Origin of the sequence: Sulfurimonas lithotrophica (genome assembly GCF_009258225.1) — a bacterium.
Taxonomy (GTDB): Bacteria; Campylobacterota; Campylobacteria; order Campylobacterales; family Sulfurimonadaceae; genus Sulfurimonas; species Sulfurimonas lithotrophica.
On record NZ_CP043617.1, the window covers coordinates 1204364 to 1225559 of the forward strand.

General features: G+C 33.6%; 21 protein-coding genes and 1 tRNA gene. 13 read left to right on the forward strand and 9 right to left on the reverse strand.

The window, feature by feature from the left end:
- Nucleotides 1-13 precede the first annotated feature (13 nt).
- Nucleotides 14-331 carry a hypothetical protein gene (locus FJR48_RS06075; protein ID WP_152307259.1) on the reverse strand — a complete coding sequence of 106 codons (318 nt, stop codon included), beginning with the start codon at nt 329-331 and terminating at the stop codon, nt 14-16.
- Between the two features lie 135 nt (nt 332-466).
- On the opposite strand from FJR48_RS06075, the gene FJR48_RS06080 reads away from it, so the two are divergent.
- Genes FJR48_RS06080 through amrS form a run of 3 tightly spaced genes read left to right on the forward strand, consistent with a single transcriptional unit; the run spans nt 467 to nt 3555 of the window.
- Nucleotides 467-1762 carry an NfeD family protein gene (locus FJR48_RS06080; protein WP_152307260.1) on the forward strand — a complete coding sequence of 432 codons (1296 nt, stop codon included), beginning with the start codon at nt 467-469 and terminating at the stop codon, nt 1760-1762.
- A 3-nt stretch (nt 1763-1765) separates the two neighbouring features.
- Nucleotides 1766-2518, forward strand: a complete 753-nt coding sequence (locus tag FJR48_RS06085) for a slipin family protein (protein WP_152307261.1) — start codon at nt 1766-1768, stop codon at nt 2516-2518.
- Nucleotides 2519-2529: 11 nt separating this feature from the next.
- Complete coding sequence (gene amrS / locus FJR48_RS06090; protein ID WP_152307262.1) at nt 2530-3555, forward strand: AmmeMemoRadiSam system radical SAM enzyme; 1026 nt, start codon at nt 2530-2532, stop codon at nt 3553-3555.
- Here amrS and FJR48_RS06095 read toward each other — a convergent pair.
- From FJR48_RS06095 to FJR48_RS06110, 4 genes are all read right to left on the reverse strand, one after another.
- The gene (locus FJR48_RS06095) at nt 3552-3944 is read right to left on the reverse strand and encodes a putative quorum-sensing-regulated virulence factor (RefSeq protein ID WP_152307263.1); all 393 of its coding nucleotides are present in this window, start codon (nt 3942-3944) and stop codon (nt 3552-3554) included. The two genes, amrS and FJR48_RS06095, sit on opposite strands and share 4 nt — an antisense overlap.
- The gene (locus FJR48_RS06100; RefSeq protein WP_152307264.1) at nt 3944-6145 is read right to left on the reverse strand and encodes a DNA translocase FtsK; all 2202 of its coding nucleotides are present in this window, start codon (nt 6143-6145) and stop codon (nt 3944-3946) included. Before FJR48_RS06100 ends, FJR48_RS06095 begins: the two co-directional genes overlap by 1 nt.
- A 61-nt stretch (nt 6146-6206) precedes the next feature.
- The gene (locus FJR48_RS06105; RefSeq protein ID WP_152307265.1) at nt 6207-8312 is read right to left on the reverse strand and encodes a flagellin N-terminal helical domain-containing protein; all 2106 of its coding nucleotides are present in this window, start codon (nt 8310-8312) and stop codon (nt 6207-6209) included.
- 92 nt (nt 8313-8404) lie between these two features.
- The gene (locus FJR48_RS06110; protein WP_152307266.1) at nt 8405-9262 is read right to left on the reverse strand and encodes a hypothetical protein; all 858 of its coding nucleotides are present in this window, start codon (nt 9260-9262) and stop codon (nt 8405-8407) included.
- A 177-nt stretch (nt 9263-9439) separates the two neighbouring features.
- Between FJR48_RS06110 and FJR48_RS06115 the strand changes: the two genes are divergently transcribed.
- A tRNA-Leu gene (locus tag FJR48_RS06115) sits at nt 9440-9523 on the forward strand.
- A gap of 6 nt (nt 9524-9529) precedes the next feature.
- Here FJR48_RS06115 and FJR48_RS06120 read toward each other — a convergent pair.
- Entirely contained in the window at nt 9530-9754 is a 225-nt protein-coding gene (locus tag FJR48_RS06120; RefSeq protein ID WP_152307267.1) for a DUF2798 domain-containing protein, read from the reverse strand.
- A gap of 103 nt (nt 9755-9857) precedes the next feature.
- On the opposite strand from FJR48_RS06120, the gene flgA reads away from it, so the two are divergent.
- The 4 genes from flgA to tmk are packed head-to-tail and all read left to right on the forward strand — an operon-like array spanning nt 9858 to nt 12309.
- A complete protein-coding gene (gene flgA / locus FJR48_RS06125) occupies nt 9858-10724 on the forward strand; it encodes a flagellar basal body P-ring formation chaperone FlgA (protein ID WP_152307268.1) in 867 nt (288 codons plus the stop codon).
- On the forward strand, nt 10721-11254 hold the full coding sequence (locus FJR48_RS06130; RefSeq protein ID WP_152307269.1) for a UbiX family flavin prenyltransferase: 534 nt from the start codon (nt 10721-10723) through the stop codon (nt 11252-11254). Before flgA ends, FJR48_RS06130 begins: the two co-directional genes overlap by 4 nt.
- Before the next feature lie 6 nt (nt 11255-11260).
- Nucleotides 11261-11755 (forward strand): pantetheine-phosphate adenylyltransferase, encoded by a 495-nt coding sequence (gene coaD, locus FJR48_RS06135; RefSeq protein ID WP_152307270.1) that lies wholly within the window; start codon nt 11261-11263, stop codon nt 11753-11755.
- The gene (gene tmk, locus FJR48_RS06140; RefSeq protein WP_152307271.1) at nt 11740-12309 is read left to right on the forward strand and encodes a dTMP kinase; all 570 of its coding nucleotides are present in this window, start codon (nt 11740-11742) and stop codon (nt 12307-12309) included. The genes coaD and tmk overlap by 16 nt, the downstream gene beginning before the upstream one ends.
- On the opposite strand, the gene FJR48_RS06145 is transcribed toward tmk, so the two are convergent.
- Nucleotides 12302-13708, reverse strand: a complete 1407-nt coding sequence (locus FJR48_RS06145) for a chloride channel protein (protein ID WP_152307272.1) — start codon at nt 13706-13708, stop codon at nt 12302-12304. The genes tmk and FJR48_RS06145 overlap by 8 nt on opposite strands.
- A 71-nt stretch (nt 13709-13779) precedes the next feature.
- Complete coding sequence (locus FJR48_RS06150) at nt 13780-14442, reverse strand: superoxide dismutase (protein WP_152307273.1); 663 nt, start codon at nt 14440-14442, stop codon at nt 13780-13782.
- Between the two features lie 160 nt (nt 14443-14602).
- Between FJR48_RS06150 and hisS the strand changes: the two genes are divergently transcribed.
- From hisS to upp, 5 genes are read left to right on the forward strand one after another with little or no spacing between them, the layout of a single operon-like run.
- Nucleotides 14603-15814 carry a histidine--tRNA ligase gene (gene hisS / locus FJR48_RS06155; protein WP_152307274.1) on the forward strand — a complete coding sequence of 404 codons (1212 nt, stop codon included), beginning with the start codon at nt 14603-14605 and terminating at the stop codon, nt 15812-15814.
- Entirely contained in the window at nt 15814-17643 is a 1830-nt protein-coding gene (speA, locus tag FJR48_RS06160) for a biosynthetic arginine decarboxylase (RefSeq protein WP_152307275.1), read from the forward strand. Before hisS ends, speA begins: the two co-directional genes overlap by 1 nt.
- Nucleotides 17644-17652: 9 nt before the next feature.
- Nucleotides 17653-18354, forward strand: a complete 702-nt coding sequence (gene cysE, locus FJR48_RS06165; RefSeq protein ID WP_152307276.1) for a serine O-acetyltransferase — start codon at nt 17653-17655, stop codon at nt 18352-18354.
- 60 nt (nt 18355-18414) lie between these two features.
- Nucleotides 18415-19578: a pyridoxal phosphate-dependent aminotransferase gene (locus FJR48_RS06170; RefSeq protein ID WP_188108554.1), complete on the forward strand. Its 1164-nt coding sequence runs from the start codon at nt 18415-18417 to the stop codon at nt 19576-19578.
- Between the two features lie 42 nt (nt 19579-19620).
- Nucleotides 19621-20244, forward strand: a complete 624-nt coding sequence (gene upp, locus FJR48_RS06175) for a uracil phosphoribosyltransferase (protein WP_152307278.1) — start codon at nt 19621-19623, stop codon at nt 20242-20244.
- A gap of 1 nt (nt 20245) precedes the next feature.
- Here the strand turns inward: upp and lpxD are convergent, their stop codons facing one another.
- Nucleotides 20246-21196: a UDP-3-O-(3-hydroxymyristoyl)glucosamine N-acyltransferase gene (lpxD, locus tag FJR48_RS06180; RefSeq protein ID WP_152307279.1), complete on the reverse strand. Its 951-nt coding sequence runs from the start codon at nt 21194-21196 to the stop codon at nt 20246-20248.

A 21196-nucleotide genomic window follows, 5' to 3' on the forward strand; every position in this document is an offset into this window, starting at 1 on the left:
TAATTTTGTAACGTTAATTATTTGCTTTTAAACCTACGGAAGCTTTGACTTGTAATAATTGCGAATCAAACCACTTTGTTTTGTCTATATTTGGAAATACTTCTTGCATAATTTTAAGAGGCGTATCATCCCAAGAATTTGAATCTTGTGAAAAAGTCCAACCAAGTTCACTCATCACGTATGAAAATATTTGATTTATTATATTATAAGAAGATTCAATTGCCTCTTTATCATCGTTTTTCTCATGTTTTAGAATGTTTTTAACTAATTGTTTTCTTATATCCCTACTATATTGTTCTTTCAAAATTTCTATAATTTGTTTATTTTGCATCTAGTTCCCCAAATAAAGTATAAGTATGCAATTATACATATTAAATATAAAATGTTTCAACTTGACTTTAAGATTCTATCTTAGTATCATTGTTAATTATTATCTTTTTTAATACTAGATTGTTAGGTGGAAGATATGAAACGTTTACTATTTTTTTTACTTCTAATAACTTCTCAGTTGCTAAGTAGCAACACTACCGTTGTAAGTTCAAGCATACACGGTGCAATCGGACCTGCAAGCAGCAACTATATTAAAGAAGCAATGCTTTATGCAAAAAACCAAAATGCCAATATCATACTTATAGAGCTAGATACTCCCGGTGGTCTTTCAACATCTATGAGAGAAATTATACAAGAGATTTTAAATTCTGATATACCTGTTGTAACATTTGTATATCCAAAAGGTTCACGTGCAGCCAGTGCGGGAACTTATATACTTTATGCCTCACATATAGCTGCAATGTCTCCGGGAACAAATCTGGGTGCGGCAACCCCTGTAAATATGATGCCTTCTGCACAGCCAAAAGACTCAAACTCTAGTAAAACATCTACTTTAGAGAAAAAAGTTATTAACGATTCAATGGCATACATTAAAAGCTTAGCCGAACTTAATGATAGAAACATCTCTTGGGCTTTAGATGCGGTAAAAGAATCTAAAAGCCTGTCTGCCAAAGATGCCTTAAAGTATAGTGTTATAGATATAATTGCACAAGACACAAAAGACCTGTTAAAACAGCTGGATGGAAAAACAATCAAAGTGTCCGATACAAATATAACACTAGAAACTTCCAATGTTACTATATTAAATTACGAAGCTGATTTTAAAACCCGCCTTTTATCTATAATAACAAACCCGAATATGGCATATATATTTTTACTTATTGCAATATACGGCATATTTTTTGAACTAATGAATCCCGGCGCAATAGTTCCGGGTGTTTTAGGTGCAATATCCGGAGTGATTGCACTTTACTCACTTAATATACTCCCCTTTAACTATGCAGGCTTACTTTTAATCATACTCGGAATTAGTTTTATGATAGCGGAAGTTTTTATTGCAGGATTTGGAATACTAGGTATAGGCGGTGTTATATCTTTTGCTTTTGGTTCCGTACTGCTTTTTGACTCACAGACATTGGGGAATGACATTTCAATACCTTTAATAATAGCTTTTACACTTGTAAGTTTTGCATTTTTTATCTTAGTAATGAGGTTATTTATAAACTCTAGGTCTGCAAAAATTGTAAGCGGTGCCGAAGAGATGATAGGTTCTATTGCAGAGGTTAGCGAAGTAAACGAAAATAATTACCGTGTACACTGCCACGGTGAGGTTTGGAGCGCAACAAGTGATAGCAAGTTAGACATAGGTCAAAAAGTTGAAGTAACAAATCTTAGTGGACTTACACTGAAAGTTAAACCAACAAAGGAGTAGAAGATGTATTTTGATGTACCTGCAACAGGAATATATATAGTTGTATTTTTAATTATATTTTTATCAATGTCCATTCGTATATTACGCGAATATGAAAGAGGTGTCGTGTTTACGCTTGGGCGTTTTACCAGTATAAAAGGACCCGGGTTAATAATCTTAATCCCTTATATACAACAAATGGTTAGGGTAGATTTGCGTACAATTGTGTTAGATGTACCGACACAAGATGTGATTTCACATGATAATGTCTCTGTTCACGTCAATGCAGTAGTATATTTTCGTGTTATAGATGCGCAAAAAGCGATTATACAAGTAGAAGATTTTCACTCTGCCACAAGTCAGCTTGCTCAGACAACTTTGCGTTCGGTTTTAGGAGGACATGAGCTGGACGAGATGCTGGCTGAGCGTGAGAAACTAAATACGGATATTCAAGAGATTTTGGATAAACAAACGGATGCATGGGGAATTAAAATATCAAATGTTGAAATTAAGCATATTGATCTTGATGAGAGTATGATACGTGCTATTGCTAAACAAGCTGAAGCTGAGCGTCAACGTCGTGCTAAAGTTATAAACTCTAAAGGTGAGCTTGAAGCAAGCAAGAACTTGCTTGAAGCTTCTGAAATACTGTCTAAAAACGATTTAGGGATACAGCTTAGATATCTTCAAACTATGAGCGATATATCAAGTGATAAAACGAACACTATAGTTTTTCCTTTTCCAGCAGAGTTTAGCAAGTTTTTTAAAACATCTTAGAGGGTAAAGAGATGTCTCATAATGCTTGGCTAAGTAAAAAGACAAAAAACGGAAAAATATTATGTGAAGCGTGCTCTCAAGCCTGTATATTGGATGAGGAAGAGTATGGAATATGTGGTGTTAGACAAGTAAAAGATGGAGAATTAAAGCTTTTAGTGTATGGGCTGGCTGCAGCCGTAAACATTGATCCTGTTGAGAAAAAGCCTATGTTTCATTTTTTACCGAAGTCTAAAGCATTTTCAGTTGGTACTGTCGGATGCAACTTATCATGTCAATTTTGCCAAAACTACGAGATTTCTCAGTATCCAAAAGAACATGAACATAAAATTACAGGGCGCGAGTTTCCGCCTGATAGTATAGTAGAGTTGGCAATTGAAAATAACTGTGCATCTATCGCATATACATACAATGAACCTATAGTATTTTTTGAATACACGTTCGATACCGCAAAATTAGCCCACGAAAGAGGCTTAAAAAATATATATGTTACAAGTGGATATGAGACACATAAAGCTATAGATTTGCTTGAACCGTATTTGGATGGGATGAATATAGATATAAAATCTTTTTCAAATGAATTTTACAAAGATATATGTGGGGCAAAATTAAAACCCGTACTCGATACCGTTAAATACGCATACAATAAAGGGTTATGGATAGAAATCACAACTCTACTTATACAAGGACAAAATGATTCAGATGATGAAATACGTTCCATCGCTAAATTTTTAAAAGATATTGACGACTCCATACCGTGGCATCTATCTGCTTTTCATCCGACTTATAAGATGTTAGATATACCAAGGACTCCTGCTTCAACACTTCACAGGGCATATAAAATTGCCAAAGAGGAAGGTTTAAAACACGTATATGTAGGAAATATCGATGATAACGACTATGAGTCCACATATTGTCCGCAGTGTAAAAACAGGGTTATAGACAGAAGCGGTCATATAGGTTCACTCGTTACAAATAAACTTGATGAAAACGGTACCTGCCCGTACTGTAGATATAAACTTGAAGGTGTATGGAGCTAAAGCTTACGCTTATTTATCTCTTTTTTGATAAGCTCTTTTTGTTCACCGTGATAATTGTCTTTAAGCCATAAAAGATAAGAATCAGGTAAATCTGTTAACAACATACCCTTATATTGTCCAAAACCTATTCTCGGGTGTTCTTTGTATATATCTTTATTCTCTTCGCATCTACACGCAATCCCCAAATGTTCTAATAATGACACAAAACTATCGTATTCAAGTGTTTTTTGTATTTTAAAACTGTAAGTATTAAAGTCAAACATACCGTGTCTAAAAGCTACAAACTCCTGCAACTCTTTTATTTGCTCAACACTAAGCTCTTCAAGGTTTGGAATATCAACCTTATAGGAGTTTGCATATTTTGTAAAAATAAAATGAGCTTTAGGCATTAAAGAATTTCTCTCATACCTTTTGCGTTTGGAGCTGAGAGGATGCCCTCTCCTTCTAGTTGTTCTATAATCCTGGCAGAACGGTTATAACCAACCTGTAATTTTCTTTGCAGATATGATATAGATGTTTTTCTGTCATTTAACACAACTCTTTTTGCATCTTCAAACAACTCATCCAATTCTTCATAGCTATCATTACTTGAGCTAGATGATCCTTCCTCTTCCTCGATAAGGAAGCTTTTGTCATAGTTTGGCTCTTTTTGAGATTTAATAAATTCAACTATTTTCTCTATCTCTTCTTCAGTACTCCAAGGTGCATGCAGACGTACAAGTGCAGGTGCACCTGGAGGTGTAAAGAGCATATCGCCTTTACCTAGAAGTGATTCGGCTCCCATCTGATCTAAAATAATTTTAGAATCTACTTTTTGCCCTACTCTATATGATATACGTGAAGGAAGGTTAGCTTTAATAAGCCCTGTAACGACATCTACACTCGGTCTCTGGGTTGCAACAACAAGATGTATGCCGGATGCTCTTGCCATCTGTGCAAGCCTTGCAATAGAGTGTTCAACATCTTTTCCACTCGTCATCATTAAGTCGGCCAACTCATCAATAACTACAACTATATATGGAAATGGCTCATAGCCTCCCTTTTTAGCTTTTTCATTATAGTTCTCAATATTTTTAGTACGAGTGTCACTCATAAGCTCATAACGTCTCTCCATCTCATTTACCATATTATTAAGAGCTACAATGGCTTGTTTTGGCTTTGTTATAACAGGTGTAAGAAGATGAGGGATATCGTTATAAATAGAAAATTCAAGCATCTTAGGGTCAATCATAAGAAGTCTAAGCTGATCAGGCGAATTTTTATATAAAAGTGAGAGTATCATAGCATTTATACCGACACTTTTACCACTACCGGTAGTTCCGGCTATAAGCAAGTGTGGAAGCTTTTTTAAGTCAGTTACAAAAGGTTTTCCGACTATATCTTTCCCAAGGGCAATAGTTAAAGGTGATTTTGATTCTTTAAAAAGATTGTCATCTAAAAGTTCCCGTAGATAAATAGTCTCAACGGCTTCATTTGGAATCTCAATTCCGACTACATCTTTTCCCGGAATAGGAGCTTGAATACGGATCGTCTCAGCTGATAGTGCCATAGCCAAATCATCTTGAAGATTTAATATCTTACTTACCTTCACATTTGCAGCAGGCTTAAACTCAAACGTTGAAACGACAGGACCGGCATATGTACGAACAACATCACCCTCAATTTTAAAGTGAGCCAGTTTCTCTATCAAGTATTGTATTTTTTCATCCAGTTCACTTTCATCAATACTATGAGACTTTGCTTTTGGTTTTTGTAAAAAATCGATTTTCGGAAGTGTAAAATTCTTTGGTTTTTCAGTTTTTCCCTTCTCAATTGTTTCTAAAAGTTTTGTATTTTCTTCTAATTCATCTACTATTAAAGCGTTTTTCTGTTCTTTGATTTTTGAGGCAAGTTCAACAATATTATGTGGTTTTTCAAATTTTTCTTCGTTTTTTACAGTTGAATCTTCTTCGCTTATCTCTTTATTTTTTTTAACGATTTTAATTTTTGAAGAAGATTTTTCTTCGTTTCTAAAATAAGTCGGTGTTTCAATATCTAAAGCATCATCTTCTTCTTCGTTAATTTCTTCTTGAATGGTTTCATTGTTTTTTTCTTCTTCGTAACTATATATATTTTCTTGAAAATTATTTTCTTTATTTGATTTTATATACTCAAAAAAATGACTTATTATCTCATGTGTATTTTTATCAAAGATAATAAGTGTTGATACCAACGATATCACCAACCAAAAAATCCATAACCCAAATGAACCTATATAAGGACTTAAAAAATCTACAAAGTTACCTGCAAATACACCTCTAAAGTTATCTGTTATCAATAGTGCCTGAATAAGTAAAAACGAGAAAAATAATAAGAATGAAGATATAACTATCTCAAACTTTCTTAAATCAAGAGTTGTATCTTTGTAAAACTGATATAGTGGGATTAAAAAAATGAAAATATATGCATATGATATATAACCGAAATATTTATGATTTATTGAAGCAAAATAAGCTCCGTAACTACCTATTAGTGTAGCATCTGAAAAAATTGTAGCAAATCCTAGATAGATTAATATTCCAAAAACAAGTATAAAAATGGCTTCCTTCAAGACTAACGACCTTTAAATATATTAAATTATTAAAGGAAGTATAGCCAAAAATGTTCCAATTTTAGAGATAATTTACCAGATTTAACTTTGAGACTTTTCCTACTGTTGAGAGCATCGCTTCATAGTTTAGGGTTAACTGTGAAAGAGTAAGATGAGCTTCTGCCGCATCTGTATCTATAATACCCGAACGGAGAGTTATAGCACTTATTTCAAGCACGCTTGAACGATTTAAAGAACTGGTTAATGCATTTACTTGTGCACCAACTTTTGCATGTGAACGAAGAACATGGTCTTGCAAGTCGTCTATCATGGCAATAGCATCTTCAATACCCACACTACGCGTATGACCGCTAGATGCATCTGCATATACTTTGTGATCTTCAACTGCCGTTATCATTGTATCTATAACTTTAAAAAAGTCTGTTTTTGGGTCTCTTACCTCTATAGAATTGTTTGCATTAAAAGACATTACGGATGAATCAGCCGAGAAATCTCCACTGTTATTGTCAAACAGAGATATCTCCGTTAAAGTATCCGACACATTAAGTTGTTGGTATGTAATTTTTCCATCGTAACCTATATGTATATCGCTTACCAAATTAGCACTCTCTACAGCTGCATCGTAGTCGGTATCTACATTTGTGGTTGCAGGAAGCTGACCTGACGTAGCCATATTGATAACATCAAGTAGTTGTTGATATGTCATCTCATCTGCATCTACGGCTGCTCTAGGGTTACCCATATCAAATATTTCATAATTAGTTGCACCACCGTCTAGTGAAAAAGTGGAACCCGCAGAACTTAAATCTATTTGAACATCTATAGCTGCACCGGTAACATCTCTACCTACCATTCTTAATTGCGTACCGTCTAATGTACCTGCGGTTCCTTGAGATAAATCTGCAACTTCTGAGAGTTTTGTTGATTCAGTTGCAAATGCATTTCCATCACGTACTATTTGTGGGATTGAACCCTTTATAGTTGTAGAATCTTTTTCAAAATAAGTTCTATCATATAACAAAGAGTCATTATTTACTATAGTTGCTGATGCAGAAGTATAATCTGACTTTACAAACTCTTTGACAAATAATCCAGGAGGGGTAGCACCTATGACAAAATTATTAAAAAGATTTTCTCCACCGTCTAAGTTATCTATTCTACCGGCATTTGCCCCATAAACTGCATCGTTGATATCTGCAAAGTCAGGACCGGCTTCATCAAAGTCTGTAGCACCTACCATATGAAACTCTAATTTACTTGAACCCTTAACCTTATCTTCTATAACAAATTCACCGTTTAAGTTCATGGTAACATCAACCACTTTTAGTGCATTTGTATTTCCGTAAGCATTTCCAATCTGATCCATCAAGTCTTGAACCGTATCGGTATCAGACATTAAAATCTCTTGATTAAAGGCTGTACCGTCACTTTTTACACCACGGATATAAAAATGATGTTTTGGATTTGCATTTGCGGCATCTGTATCACCCATAAGCTGGCGAATAGTATTTTCCGGAGTTATATGGTCACCCTCTGTTTTTTCTGTAAGTCCTACGGGATAATCCTGAACTAAATTTTTATTAATAACATTGGTAGTAACTCTTCGTTTAACCAAATATTTTTCACCTAAAAAAAGCTCATCACCCGATATATTATATTGTTGTTTAGTTTTTGAACCGGTAAATGCGGACATAGCCTTATCATTACCCTTATAAGTACCGTCATCCGCAATCGGTCTAATATCTACTGCCGAACCGGAAAAAAGGTATTGACCGTTAATGGAGGTGTTTGCCAAGTTTTTAAAATGCTCTTCTACAACTCTTAGCTCATCCGCAATAGCATCTAAAGAACCGTCACTATGGATACCGTTAGCAGCATTAACCATAAGCACACGCATACGATCCATTGTTGTTGTAAACTCATTTAAAACTTCATCTGTTTGATTAGCCATTTTATAGCCGCTCTCGGTACTTTGCATAATCTGACCAAGACCTTCTATCTCATTATCGAGTCTCATTGTCTCGGTAAATGTTCTAATATCATCTTTTGCATATTGAATATTAAGCCCACTGGCTATTTGTTTATTTACATCAAAAAGCTTACTTTGAATACTAGAGTTGTTTTTTGCATACAAATTTTTATAGTACATACTTGATGAAATACGCATATCGCACCTCCAAACTGGTGTTATTATTACTTACATTTATTTAATAGTTTTAAGCAATTCTAGTTCCATATCGACCATTTTTGCGAAAAAGATTAATCTTTTTCACCTTCTTTAATCGTTTTGTAAAACCATCCTAAACCGATTAACATAGTTGTAGTACCTATCAGCAAATAAAAAGCCGACAACATTTTACTATGATCGTCAAGTGCAATTTTAAAAACAACCATTAAAGTTTCGATAGATAAAGCTATAATGATAGAGATAAGAAATTTACTTAAAACCTTATATTGCTTATCTTCAGAGTGATGAAACGACTGAAATAAAACCTCATGCTCAAATATTTGTTTTGACAAATCAAAAATTGCCAACCCTAAAGTTATAGCAATAATAGATTTAAAAATATCATGTAAAAAATCAACTTCCCCTTTATAAATCAATATAGAAGTAAAAATATATCCGCCGTAGCCTATTAAAATTATAGATACTAAAGCAAGCATCAGCGAACCAAAAAAGTAAATAAGTCTTTTAACTCTATCATGAATTTTATTGTATTTAATTAGCTTTAACTCTTCAAGAAGCGTTATTAGGTTTATATCAAAGACATAGTATATATCATCTAAAAAATGCACAACCGATATACTTGCATGACCTGTTTTATGATGTATATAGGGATTTGATATATAGATGTTGTTTTTATTTAAACCCAGTTTTATAAAGTAATGACTTTTATCGCTTCCAACTTGGCTATCATCCTGCTTTGCCATAGATAAAACAGGTGTAATTTGTTTAAAATCTTTATCTACTCCGTAGATTAATTGTATATATTTGCTTCTTTTGAATATAGAATCAGCATTTTCAATATAATCATCAGGAAAATTAGATATCAAACTATAAATGTAATTTTCAACAGTCATTTTATGTTGTTTGTATATTCTAATGACTTCTTTCATAGTAACCATCCTAATATATAAAATTTGACATCACATTTATCAATACTATCTAAGAATTATAAAACTCTACTTACTTTATATATATAATATTTTTTTATAAAATTATATATGATAATCAAAATTTAGATTTGATTTCACGCATCTTTAAGTATTTATAGATTATTATTTCATTTTTAAGCCAGCGTGGTGGAACGGTAGACACGACGGATTCAAAATCCGTTGCCTTCGGGTGTGGGGGTTCAAATCCCCCCGCTGGTACCACTTTAATTATTTTGAAGCAATAACAGTTGCAAACTTTCTAGCTATCGGAAATACTAACAAAACACTTGGAAATGCTATGGCATAAGCTACTATCCAAGCATGAAACCATATACTTATAAAATTATCAACAAAACCCAAATTTATTAAAGATATTGCCCCTGACATTATTAAACTCATAAAACCTGAGAGTAGAAGTGCCTGCACCTGATGAAGATATTTGGAAGAAATCATTTTAATCCTTATAAAATTATATATAACTATATCATTTGATAATTTTAGCTTAAAGACAACAATACACTAAACAATATTAAAATAAAAATGTTAGAATTCCAAAATGTTATTTAAATTATTTTTTATTTTTTTATTATCGCTTAATATATATGCACTTGAACATATAAAACAAACATACTATATAGACTCGCACAACATAAATTCTAGCCTTTTTTTTAAAGATAAAAAAAACATTTTACTCTATACAATCCCTCAACAAAACTATTCGTTAAAAATAAAAAAATCACAACTGCAAAAACTTTTAAAAGAAAACGGTTTTAAAGATTTTATAATTAATTCAAGATATGTGTATTTTGAAATAAATAGCCCTATAAACACATCAAAAATAGAATTGTTTTTAAAAAAACACTATAAACAAAAATATAAAACAATCAACATAAAACATATCACTGTAAAACCAAGATCTTATATGCAAGAGCTTCCTAAAAACTATGTCATCGATATAAGACGTCGTAATCACCTCTCAAAAGACGGTGTTATAAGCATCGAAGACAATTTTCATAAAAAATATTTTTTCAACTACCTTATAGATGCAGATATAGATGTAGTACAGGCAAAAAGTAAAATTAACAAAGATGAAGAACTATCGCAAAGAAACATAAAAATCAAAACTATAAAGTTAGAAAAGTTTCGTGCCCTTCCATTGCAATATATACCGACCTCTGAGTTTCAAGCAAAACATCATATCAAAGCATATAAAACTCTTACTTATAGAGACATAGAAAAACTATCTCTTGTAAAAAAAGGTCAAAGTGTAAGTGTTTGGCTTAATAACTCAGGCATCAGTATATCTTTTGTTGCTAAGGCATTACAAAGTGGTAAGTTAAATGATATAATTACCATCCAAAAAAGCAATGGAAAAAGATTAAAAGCAAAAATTGTTGCAAAACAAAAGGTAGAACTAAAATGAGCAAAAGAAAAATCGTAGTTGCAACAAGCGGAGCTAGTGGGGTAAACCTAGGGCTTAAAACACTTGAACTATTGCCTGATACTATCGAGAAACATTTTATTTTTACAAAAAACTCGCTTACCGTACAAGAAAAAGAACTCGGTGCCATACTCCATGACAACGAAGATATATCTGCATCTATAGCATCTGGTTCATTTGGTGTAGATGCTATGATAATTGCACCCTGCAGTATGAATACGCTGGCAAAAATAGCTTGCGGAATAAGTGACAACCTAGTTACAAGGTGTGCAAGTGTTATGATAAAAGAGCAAAAAAAACTTATTTTAGCTCCAAGAGAGATGCCTTTTTCCGCAATTGCATTAGAAAACATGCAAAAGTTGGCAACTTTGGGTGTAGTTATTGCACCGCCCGTTATAGCATATTATTCTGAGCAACAAACCTTAGACGAGATGGAAAATTTTATTATAGGCAAATGGTTTGATCTACTTGGAATAGAAAACAATTTATATAAAAGATGGCAAGAGGATTAATAAGATATGAATAAAAAGATAGCATTATATCCAGGGACATTTGATCCCATAACAAATGGACATTTTGATATTATCGAACGCGCACTCGGGTTATTTGATGAAGTGATAGTAGCTGTTGCGATATCAACGGATAAAAAACCAATGTTTACATTGGATGAACGTATAGAGATGACAAAAGAAGCTGTAAAGCACCTAAAAAATGTAAAAGTGGTTGGGTTTAACAACTTAACGGTAGAACTGGCAAAAGAGCTGGATGCAAATATACTTATTCGTGGACTTCGTGCAGTTAGTGACTTTGAATACGAACTTCAATTAGGCTACCTAAACAACTCTTTAGATGACAGTATTGAAACTGTTTATTTAATGCCAAAGCTAAAACATGCTTTTATTAGTTCATCTATAGTCAGGGGACTTTTATCATTCAACGGAAAAACTTCTCATCTATTGCCAAAAGAAGTTCAAAAAATCATAGGAAGTATGAATTCATGTACATTGCGATAGAAGGAATAGATACAGCCGGAAAAAGTACACAAATATCCGAACTTAAAAAAATATATCCGGATGCAGTAATTACAAAAGAGCCTGGGGCTACCGAAGTCGGTAAAGAGATAAGAAATATTGTTTTAAGTGCACGTGCAAAAAGTAAAAAAGCTGAATTTTTACTATTTTTAGCAGATCGTGCCGAACATATCAAAGAGGTAGTTAAGCCTAATTTAGAAAATATGATTATCTCAGATAGAAGTGCAATAAGCGGTGTAGCATATGCTTTGATTCAAGGTAAAATAGATGAAAAAGAGTTAGTAAGTCTAAACGATTTTGCAACCGATAAAATATACCCAAATAAAGTTTTTCTTCTAAAACTCACAAAGGAAGAACTTGAATTTAGACTCTCACAAAAAAAGCTAGACGGCATAGAACTCAGAGGTGTTGAGTATTTACTAAGTATTCAAGAGTCCATAATAACAGCTGCAAAACTATTAAATATAAAACTTATAGAGGTAGATGCTACAAAGAGTATTAAAGAGATTACAGACGAGATTATTGAGTCTATTTAGACACACTTAGTTTCGTAGCATCTTCTATATAATTATCTTTTAGATTTTCATAAAAAGAACGTTCACTTACCAAAGAAGATATAAGGTTTGCAAAAATCGCGGCAATTAAAAGAAAAAATATTGCACTATGACGATCCGTCATCTCAAATACAATAATAGCAGCAGTAAAAGGTGCCCTTGTAATTCCGGTTAAAAACGATGTCATTCCAACCAATATCAATAAGTTTGCATGCTCGCCTAAAATATGAAAATATTGGGCAACAAGTGCTCCAACGGCTGCACCCGAACTAAGTGAAGGAGCAAAAATACCACCTGCACCGCCGATACTAAATGTTGCCATTGTATTAAATATACGAACAAAAGGGATATACCAAGCTATAGTTTTATCTTCTTCATAAAGTAGTTTTTGCATCAGCTCCTTGCCTGAACCCATAACATCTTCACCAAATAAGTAGATGCTCAGTGCTACTGCTAGACCGCTTAGTAAAATTATTTGAATCATTTTAGTTTTACTTTTTACTTCTAATATAAAACTTAAAACTTTAAATATGATATCACCCATTTTACTTCCAAAATAACCTGACAACAAAGCTACCAATATAACAATATGAACAATATCCCAATTGTCCTGCAAAAGTTTTGGATATCCCAAATAAAGATAAGAACCTCCAAAACCCTGTGCAGTAAGACCAGCTACAATTACTGCCATAAACAGTGTTGTCTGATAATGTTTTACATGATACTTTGAAAGTTCTTCAATAGCAAAAATCAAACCTCCCAAAGGGGTGTTAAAAGCTGCTGCCAAACCTGATGCCGCACCTGCAATCAAAGTATTTCTTTTTGCGACTTGCGGCCACCATGAAGGCAAAAATTTATAAATCACTATAAAAACAGAACTTGCTATTTGGATAGTCGGACCTTCACGACCCAGTACGCCACCGCCCAATACTTTTACAAAACTGGACAAAAGCTTTACAATTATTATTTTTAAATTGACAAAATAATCTACCAAGTAATCTTTTTTAGTATCTGCGAGTTCTATTGATGCCATTACCTGTGGTATTCCGCTTCCTTTTGAAAACGGGGCAAAAGTAACTACCAACCACCAAGAGACTAAAAAACTAGCAGGAGTAACAATAAAAATACTTAAAGGATTTTGTCTAAACATCAAAACAGAGAGTTGCTCTAGGTATTTAAAAACTTCATAATATCCGTAGGCTATGGCTCCTGTTAAAAGTGAAGCAACCAAGAACGGAAAAAATAGATAAAACTGAACTTTTATTTTTGCATTTGCATCTACAGCGGTAAGATATATCTCTTTAAATTGTTGAGAAAAAAAATGAAAAAGAAAATGTTCCTTGATTTTTTGAACAATACTTACTTCATTATTTTTTCTCATTTTGTCGTCTTTAAGCTTTTTCTTTTATTGTAACAAAAAATAAAAGATTTTACTTACTTAAAGACATAAATTTAATAAAATACTTTAGATTGCAAGATATCACAAAATGGGTCATGTATATCATTGCAAACTTCTGTACCGATAAAAACATCATTATCGGTTTTATCATAAGTTTCAGACACAAAGTCCCAATTTATATAAGCCCAAAATTCTTCTAAGTATTTTGGACGTACATTTCTGTAGTCAATATAATATGCATGTTCCCAGACATCACAAACAAGCAAAGGCACAAGATTTGAGCTTAAAGGTGTATCTGCATTTTGAGTTTGTTTTAAAGAAAGCTTACCACCCGCCTCTCTTACAAGCCAAACCCAACCGGAACCAAATAGTGTTGTACCAGCTTTTATAAACTCTTCTTTTAATGATTCCAAAGAACCGAAATCATCCTCTATTTTTGCTAAAAGCTTTTCACTTGGTGTTTTACTTTCATTTGTAAGAGAGTTCCAATAAAAAGTGTGGTTAAAAACTTGTGCAGCATTGTTAAACACCGCTCCATCCGAATCACGGATTATCGAAGATAATGAAAGTTCATCATATTTAGTACCTTTAATAAGTTCATTTAACTTATTTACGTATGTAGCATGATGCTTGTAGTAATGGTACTGTATAGTCTCTTCTGAGATAAAAGGTTCTAATGCATTGTCGGCAAACGGTAATTTTGGTAATTCAATCATAATAAATCCTTTTTATTAAAAAATATCATTCTCCCAACAATTATAAAATTTTTTAATTAAGATATTTTTAATTTTTAGAATTACATTTATATAAGTAAAAAATGGTATCCTTTCATAATTATAAATATTTACATAATTTAGAACTGCTTTAAGGATAAACATGATTAAGTCACTAAGAGGGATGAACGATATTCTGAGTGAAGATTATGAAAGATATACTTACTTTATACAAACAGCAACTTTTATAGCACAAAACTACGGATTTCATTTTATAGAAACTCCTCTACTCGAAGAGACTGCACTATTTAAAAGAAGTGTCGGAGAGTCAAGCGATATTGTCGGTAAAGAGATGTATCAGTTTATAGACAAAGGTGAAAATGACGTATGTCTTCGCCCGGAAGGTACTGCGGGCGTAGTTCGTGCATTTATTCAAAAAAAGCTAGACCGTGCAGGTGGAACTCACCGCTTTTTTTATCACGGAGCTATGTTTAGGTATGAGCGTCCGCAAAAAGGTCGTTTAAGGCAGTTTCACCAATTTGGCGTTGAGAGTTTTGGTCAAGACAGCGTTTATGAAGATGCCAACATGATTATGATGGTTAGTGACATACTTAAAAAACTAGGCATCGGTTACAGACTTCAACTTAACTCTTTAGGGTGTAAAGAGTGTATGCCGACTTACCGTGATAAGCTTGTAAAATTTGTAAAAGAGTGCGAGGAGAGCATCTGCGAGGACTGTGTAAGACGTCTTGATACTAATCCTATACGCGTGCTTGATTGTAAAAACGATTCTTGTCAAGTACTTTACGAAGGTGCTCCAAAGCTTGTTTCTAACCTTTGCGAGTCTTGTGATGAAGATTTTACAAAACTCCAAGAGATTTTAGATGCAAACGATATAACTTATGAGATAGATACAAATCTTGTACGCGGACTTGACTACTATTCTAAAACCGCTTTCGAATTTGTAAGTGACGATATAGGTAGCCAGAGTGCTATAGCAGGCGGTGGAAGATATGACAGACTTGTAGAATTTTTAGACGGGAAAGCTACACCTGCCGTTGGTTTTGCTATGGGAATAGAGAGGCTTTTAGAACTTATAAAGCTGCCCGAAGCTAAACAAGAGGGATACTATATAGGGGCTATGGACGATGAAGGTATAGATTTGGTAATATCTTTAGCTCATAAAAAAAGAAAAACCGACAAAGTTAGTGTAGAATATAAAACTAAAAACTTTAAAAACCATATGAAAATGGCTGATAAAGTAAATGCAAAATATTTCTGCATTATCGGTTCAAATGAGATAGAAAATTCTACTATAACAATAAAAAATTTAGTAGATAAATCAGAAAAAACCATACATATAGAAGAGTTTTAATGGATAAATACGGTTTAGATATATTTTCTAATGATAATTTTATTATTATAGATGGGGAAGTTAAAATTAACTATAAATCAAAACCATCTATTTTAAATATTGTTCAAGAGATACGCTCACAAGAAATCAGAGGGCCAATGCTACTTAGATTTCCGCATCTAGTTAAAAAACAGATAAAGAGTCTTTATAGAAATTTTAACAATGCTATTGTTGAAAATAACTATAACGGTTCTTTTAACGCTGTTTTTCCATTAAAAGTAAATCAATTTCCACATGCATTAGATGCTATCACTTCCCAAGGAAAAGAATTTAATTACGGCTTAGAAGCAGGCAGTAAAGCAGAACTTATTTTAGCAATGGCAAAAATAAATAAAGGTGCAGCCATAACCGTAAACGGGTTTAAAGATAAGGAGATGGTTTCTTTAGGTTTTATTGCCGCTAGTTCACAACATAATATAACTTTGACCATAGAAGGATTAAATGAACTTGAAACCATTATAGAAGTAGCTAACGAAAGTAATCTTGTAGTTCCAAACATAGGTATTAGAATTCGCCTACATAGTGTTGGAAGCGGTTCATGGGCTAAAAGCGGCGGTATGGATGCTAAATTTGGTTTGACATCTACAGAAATTTTAGAAGCTATCACTCTACTTAGGGAAGCAAATATTCTAAACAAGCTAACAATGATTCATTTTCATATAGGTTCTCAAATGAGCGATATAGCCCCGTTAAAAAAGGCACTTCGTGAAGCTGGAAATATATATGCGGAACTAAAAAAAATGGGAGCCAAAAACCTTAAAAACATAAACATAGGTGGTGGTCTAGCCGTAGAGTATAATCAGCATGAACACTGTGCAAACTACAACTACTCCGTAAAAGAGTTTTCAAGTTCGGTAGTGTTTTTACTCGCAGAGATTATGGATGCAAAGATGGTTGAACATCCAAACATATATACCGAATCGGGCAGATATGCAGTAGCATCCCATGCGGTTCTAGTAGCACCTGTACTAGAGCTTTTTTCACAAGATTATCAAGAGAGACTTCTAAACCTAAAAGATATAAACCCGCCTCTCGTGGAAGAGCTTATAGAACTCAATCAACTCCTAAGTAAAAAAAATTCCATAGAATATCTTCATGATGCACTAGACCATCAAGAGTCTCTATTTACCCTTTTTGATTTAGGTTACATAGATCTACAAGACCGATCAAATGCAGAAATTCTTGTACATAATATTATTAAAAAAGCACTTTACATAGAGGGTTTTGAAGGTTCACGCGAACTTGAACTGCTACAGGCAAGACTTCAAGAAAGGTATTTAGTAAATCTGTCTATTTTTCAAAGTATGCCTGATTATTGGGGATTAGAACAAAATTTTCCGGTTATGCCGATACATATGTTAGATAAAAAGCCAATACGTGCAGCATCTCTTTGGGATATAACTTGCGACAGTGACGGAGAAATTGGATTCAATTCTGATAAACCGCTTTATCTGCACGATATAAATCTTGATGAAGAGGAATATTTTTTGGGTTTTTTTAATGTCGGTGCATATCAAGAAACTCTAGGAATGAATCATAATCTTTTTAGCAGACCTAATGAATGTACTATAAATATAGACGAAAAATCATATACTATAAGCAATGTCGTCGAATCGGATAACATCATAGAGGTTTTGGAAGATTTAGGTTACAAAGCAGATGAAATTTTAAATAAACTTGAATCTGATATATTTCAAAGTGATTTTATCACAAAACAAGAAAAAACTGATACACTAGCGGAATTAAAAATGTATTTAAGCCAAAACGGTTATTTAAGAACAACATATTAAGGTTATATTTTGGGTATATTTAGAAATATCAAAGAAGATTTTGCAAACGCTTACAAAAATGACCCTGCTTTAAACTCATGGATGGATTTTTTATTTAACTATCGTGGTATCTGGGCCGTAGTATGGCATAGAATTGCGCATTCCGTATATGAAGCAAACTTCAAAAGACTAGCAAGAATGATCGCTGGTTTTTCACAATGGATGACAAGCGTAGAAATACATCCTGCCGCAAAACTTGGAAGTCGTGTTTTTATAGATCACGGGATAGGAGTAGTTATAGGTGAAACAACAATTATTGAAGATGATGTATTAATATATCAAGGTGTAACACTCGGAGGAGTTTCACTTACACATGGGAAACGCCACCCTACTATACGAAAAGGTGCGGTAATAGGTGCAGGAGCTAAAGTTCTTGGAAATATCGAAATCGGAGCTTACGCAAAAATAGGTGCAAACTCTGTTGTAGTTAAACCCGTACCTGAATGCTCCACCGCTATCGGAATTCCTGCTCACGTAATTGAGAAAGGTCGCTGTAAAGATCCGTTTATGCATAATATGCTTCCGGATATAAATAAAGAGATGTTTGAATATTTACTTAAAAGAGTTGCAATTTTAGAGCATATTCTTCATGAGGACAACAAAGAACTTTTAGAACAAGACTTAGAATTAGAACATATCTACGAATCTTTTATAAAAGCTATGAAAAATTAATATTTAACACCACTTTTTTTTAGTATAATTCCAAATATATTTTGTAATAAAAGGGCTATTATGACTAATCGCATAAACTCACTATCTGAGTCTATTACTATTGCTATAACAACATTATCTCAAGAATTAAAAGCTGAAGGTAAAGATATACTTAGCTTCTCAGCCGGCGAACCTGACTTTGGTACACCTCAAGTTATTAAAGACGCAGCTATAAAAGCTATAAATGACGAGCACACGAAATATACTGCCGTTGACGGTGTCCCTGCACTAAAAAAAGCTATTGCCGGAAAACTAAAAAGAGATAACGGTTTGACCTATGAGCCTAACCAAATCATCACAAACAACGGTGCTAAGCATACATTGTTCAATCTATTCTCTGCAACTATCGAAAATGGTGCGGAAGTTATAATACCTGCTCCATACTGGGTTACATATCCTGAACTTGTTAAATATTGCGGCGGTAAAGTCGTAGAGATTCAAACAGATGATACAACAGGGTTTAAAATAACTCCCGAGCAGTTAAAAGCGGCAATAACACCTAAAACAAAAATGTTAATTTTAACTATACCTTCAAATCCAACCGGTGCCGTATATTCAAAAGACGAATTGACTGCTATCGCAAAAGTTTTAGAAGGAACCGACATCATGGTTGCAAGTGATGAAATGTATGAAAAACTGACATATGACGGTGAATTCGTATCATGTGCTTCTATAAGTGATGATATGTATAAACGTACAGTTACAATAAACGGTCTTTCAAAATCTGTTGCTATGACGGGATGGAGATTCGGTTACATGGCAGCTGCAGATACGGAACTTGTAAAAGCTACGAAAAAACTTCAATCACAAAGTACATCAAACATAAACTCTATTACTCAATACGCTGCAATAGCCGGGCTTGACGGTAGTGCAGATGCGGATATAGCTATGATGAAAAAAGCGTTTGTACAACGTAGAGACGAAGCTGTAAAGCTTATAAATGAAATAGAAGGTTTAAGTGTTTTAAAACCGGACGGTGCATTTTATCTTTTTGTAAATACTAAAGAGATAACACAAGACACACTTACATTTGCCAAAGAACTGCTTGATAAAAAACTTGTCGCCGTAGTTCCTGGTGAAGCCTTTGGAACTCCTGGTTATTTTAGGTTAAGTTTTGCAACAGACCTTGATACGATTCGTGAAGGTATCAAAAGAATAGAAGAATTTGTAAAAGAGAACTACTAGTTCTTTTTTACATAAAACAACTTTACTCCACAGGAGTTTAAATTGATTTACGAACTATCAAATCCACTTACAAATACACTTATCACTCATCTGAGAGATAAAAATACTCAAGCTCAACAATTCAGGCATACTATTGCTGAACTTACTAAACAACTCACATATGAAGCACTTAAAGATTTTCCGCTAATACAAAAAAATATAGCTACATGGCACGGCAATAAAAAATTTGAAACAATTAAAGAGGAAGATATAGTAGTAGTAACGGTTTTAAGAGCAGGTTTACCTATGCTCGATAGCGTAATGGAACTTCTACCTAACTGTGTCGCAGGTTTTTTAGCTATGAAAAGGGATGAAAATACACATAAAAGCGTGCTTTACTATGATAGATTACCAAAGTGTAAAAATAAAACGATTCTTTTGGTTGATCCTATGGTTGCGACAGGCGGTTCTATGTGTGATGCGATAGAACTCATCAAAAGTAAAGGTGTATCTAAAATTATTTCTCTAAATATTATCGGCTCACCCGAAGGATTAAAAAAGTTAAGTTCTAAACATCCGGATGTGGATATTTATATCGCTCAAATAGATGAAAAACTAGATATAAATAAGTATATTATCCCCGGTCTTGGAGACGCAGGGGATAGATCTTATAATACTCAGGATTAGACTACTTAACCAATCTAGCTAGCTTTCCTTGAATTTTTAACCATATTTTATGTTCCATAAAAGGAAAACCTGCATAAGTTTTTCCACTTGTTTTTATGGTTTTTGTAATACCTGTTCTTGCGGCAAAAGTATTAAACGGTGCTATCTCTAAATGTCCTGCCGTTCCGGCTTGAGCACCAAATACATTACTTTTTCCGATTTTTGTCGAACCTGCAAAACCACTCTGGGCAGCTGCTACGGAGTATTCACCAAATACACAATTATGTCCGATTTGTATCAAATTATCAATTCTGGCACCTGTTTTTACTATAGTTGAGCCGAAAACTGCTCTGTCAATTGTAGTATTTGAACCAATTTCAACATCATCGCCTATTACAACATTACCGTTATGATAAATTTTATTATGCTCGCCCATTTTATTTGAAGCAAAACCAAAACCGTCACTTCCGATTACCGTACCTGCATGAATAATACAATCGCTTCCGATTTCGCACTCTTTATATACGATTACATTTGGATAAAGTATAGTATTATCACCTATTTTGGAATTTGCTCCAACATATGCACCAGCCATAATTATGCAGTTTTTACCTACTGTAGCTCCATTTGCAATCTCTGCTTTAGCTGATACTTTACTACCCTCACCTATTTTTGCTTCTGGTAAATTGTCATCCTCTATAGGTGTAGAAAAGAATTTAGATAAAGTAGCCATATCCCAATATGGAGATTCAACGACTAAAGCTATAGATCCTTCAGGAACTGCATCTTTATTCGCTTCGTCTATTAGTATTGCACCTGCTTTGGACTTAGCTACATCTTTAAGATATTTAGGATTAGCAACAAAAGAAATTTCGCTAGCCGTAGCATCTGAGAGTGTATTCATAGCCGTAACTTCAAATCCGTCACTTTCTAACTCAATACCAATATTTGCTACTAATTCTTTTAGGGTCAT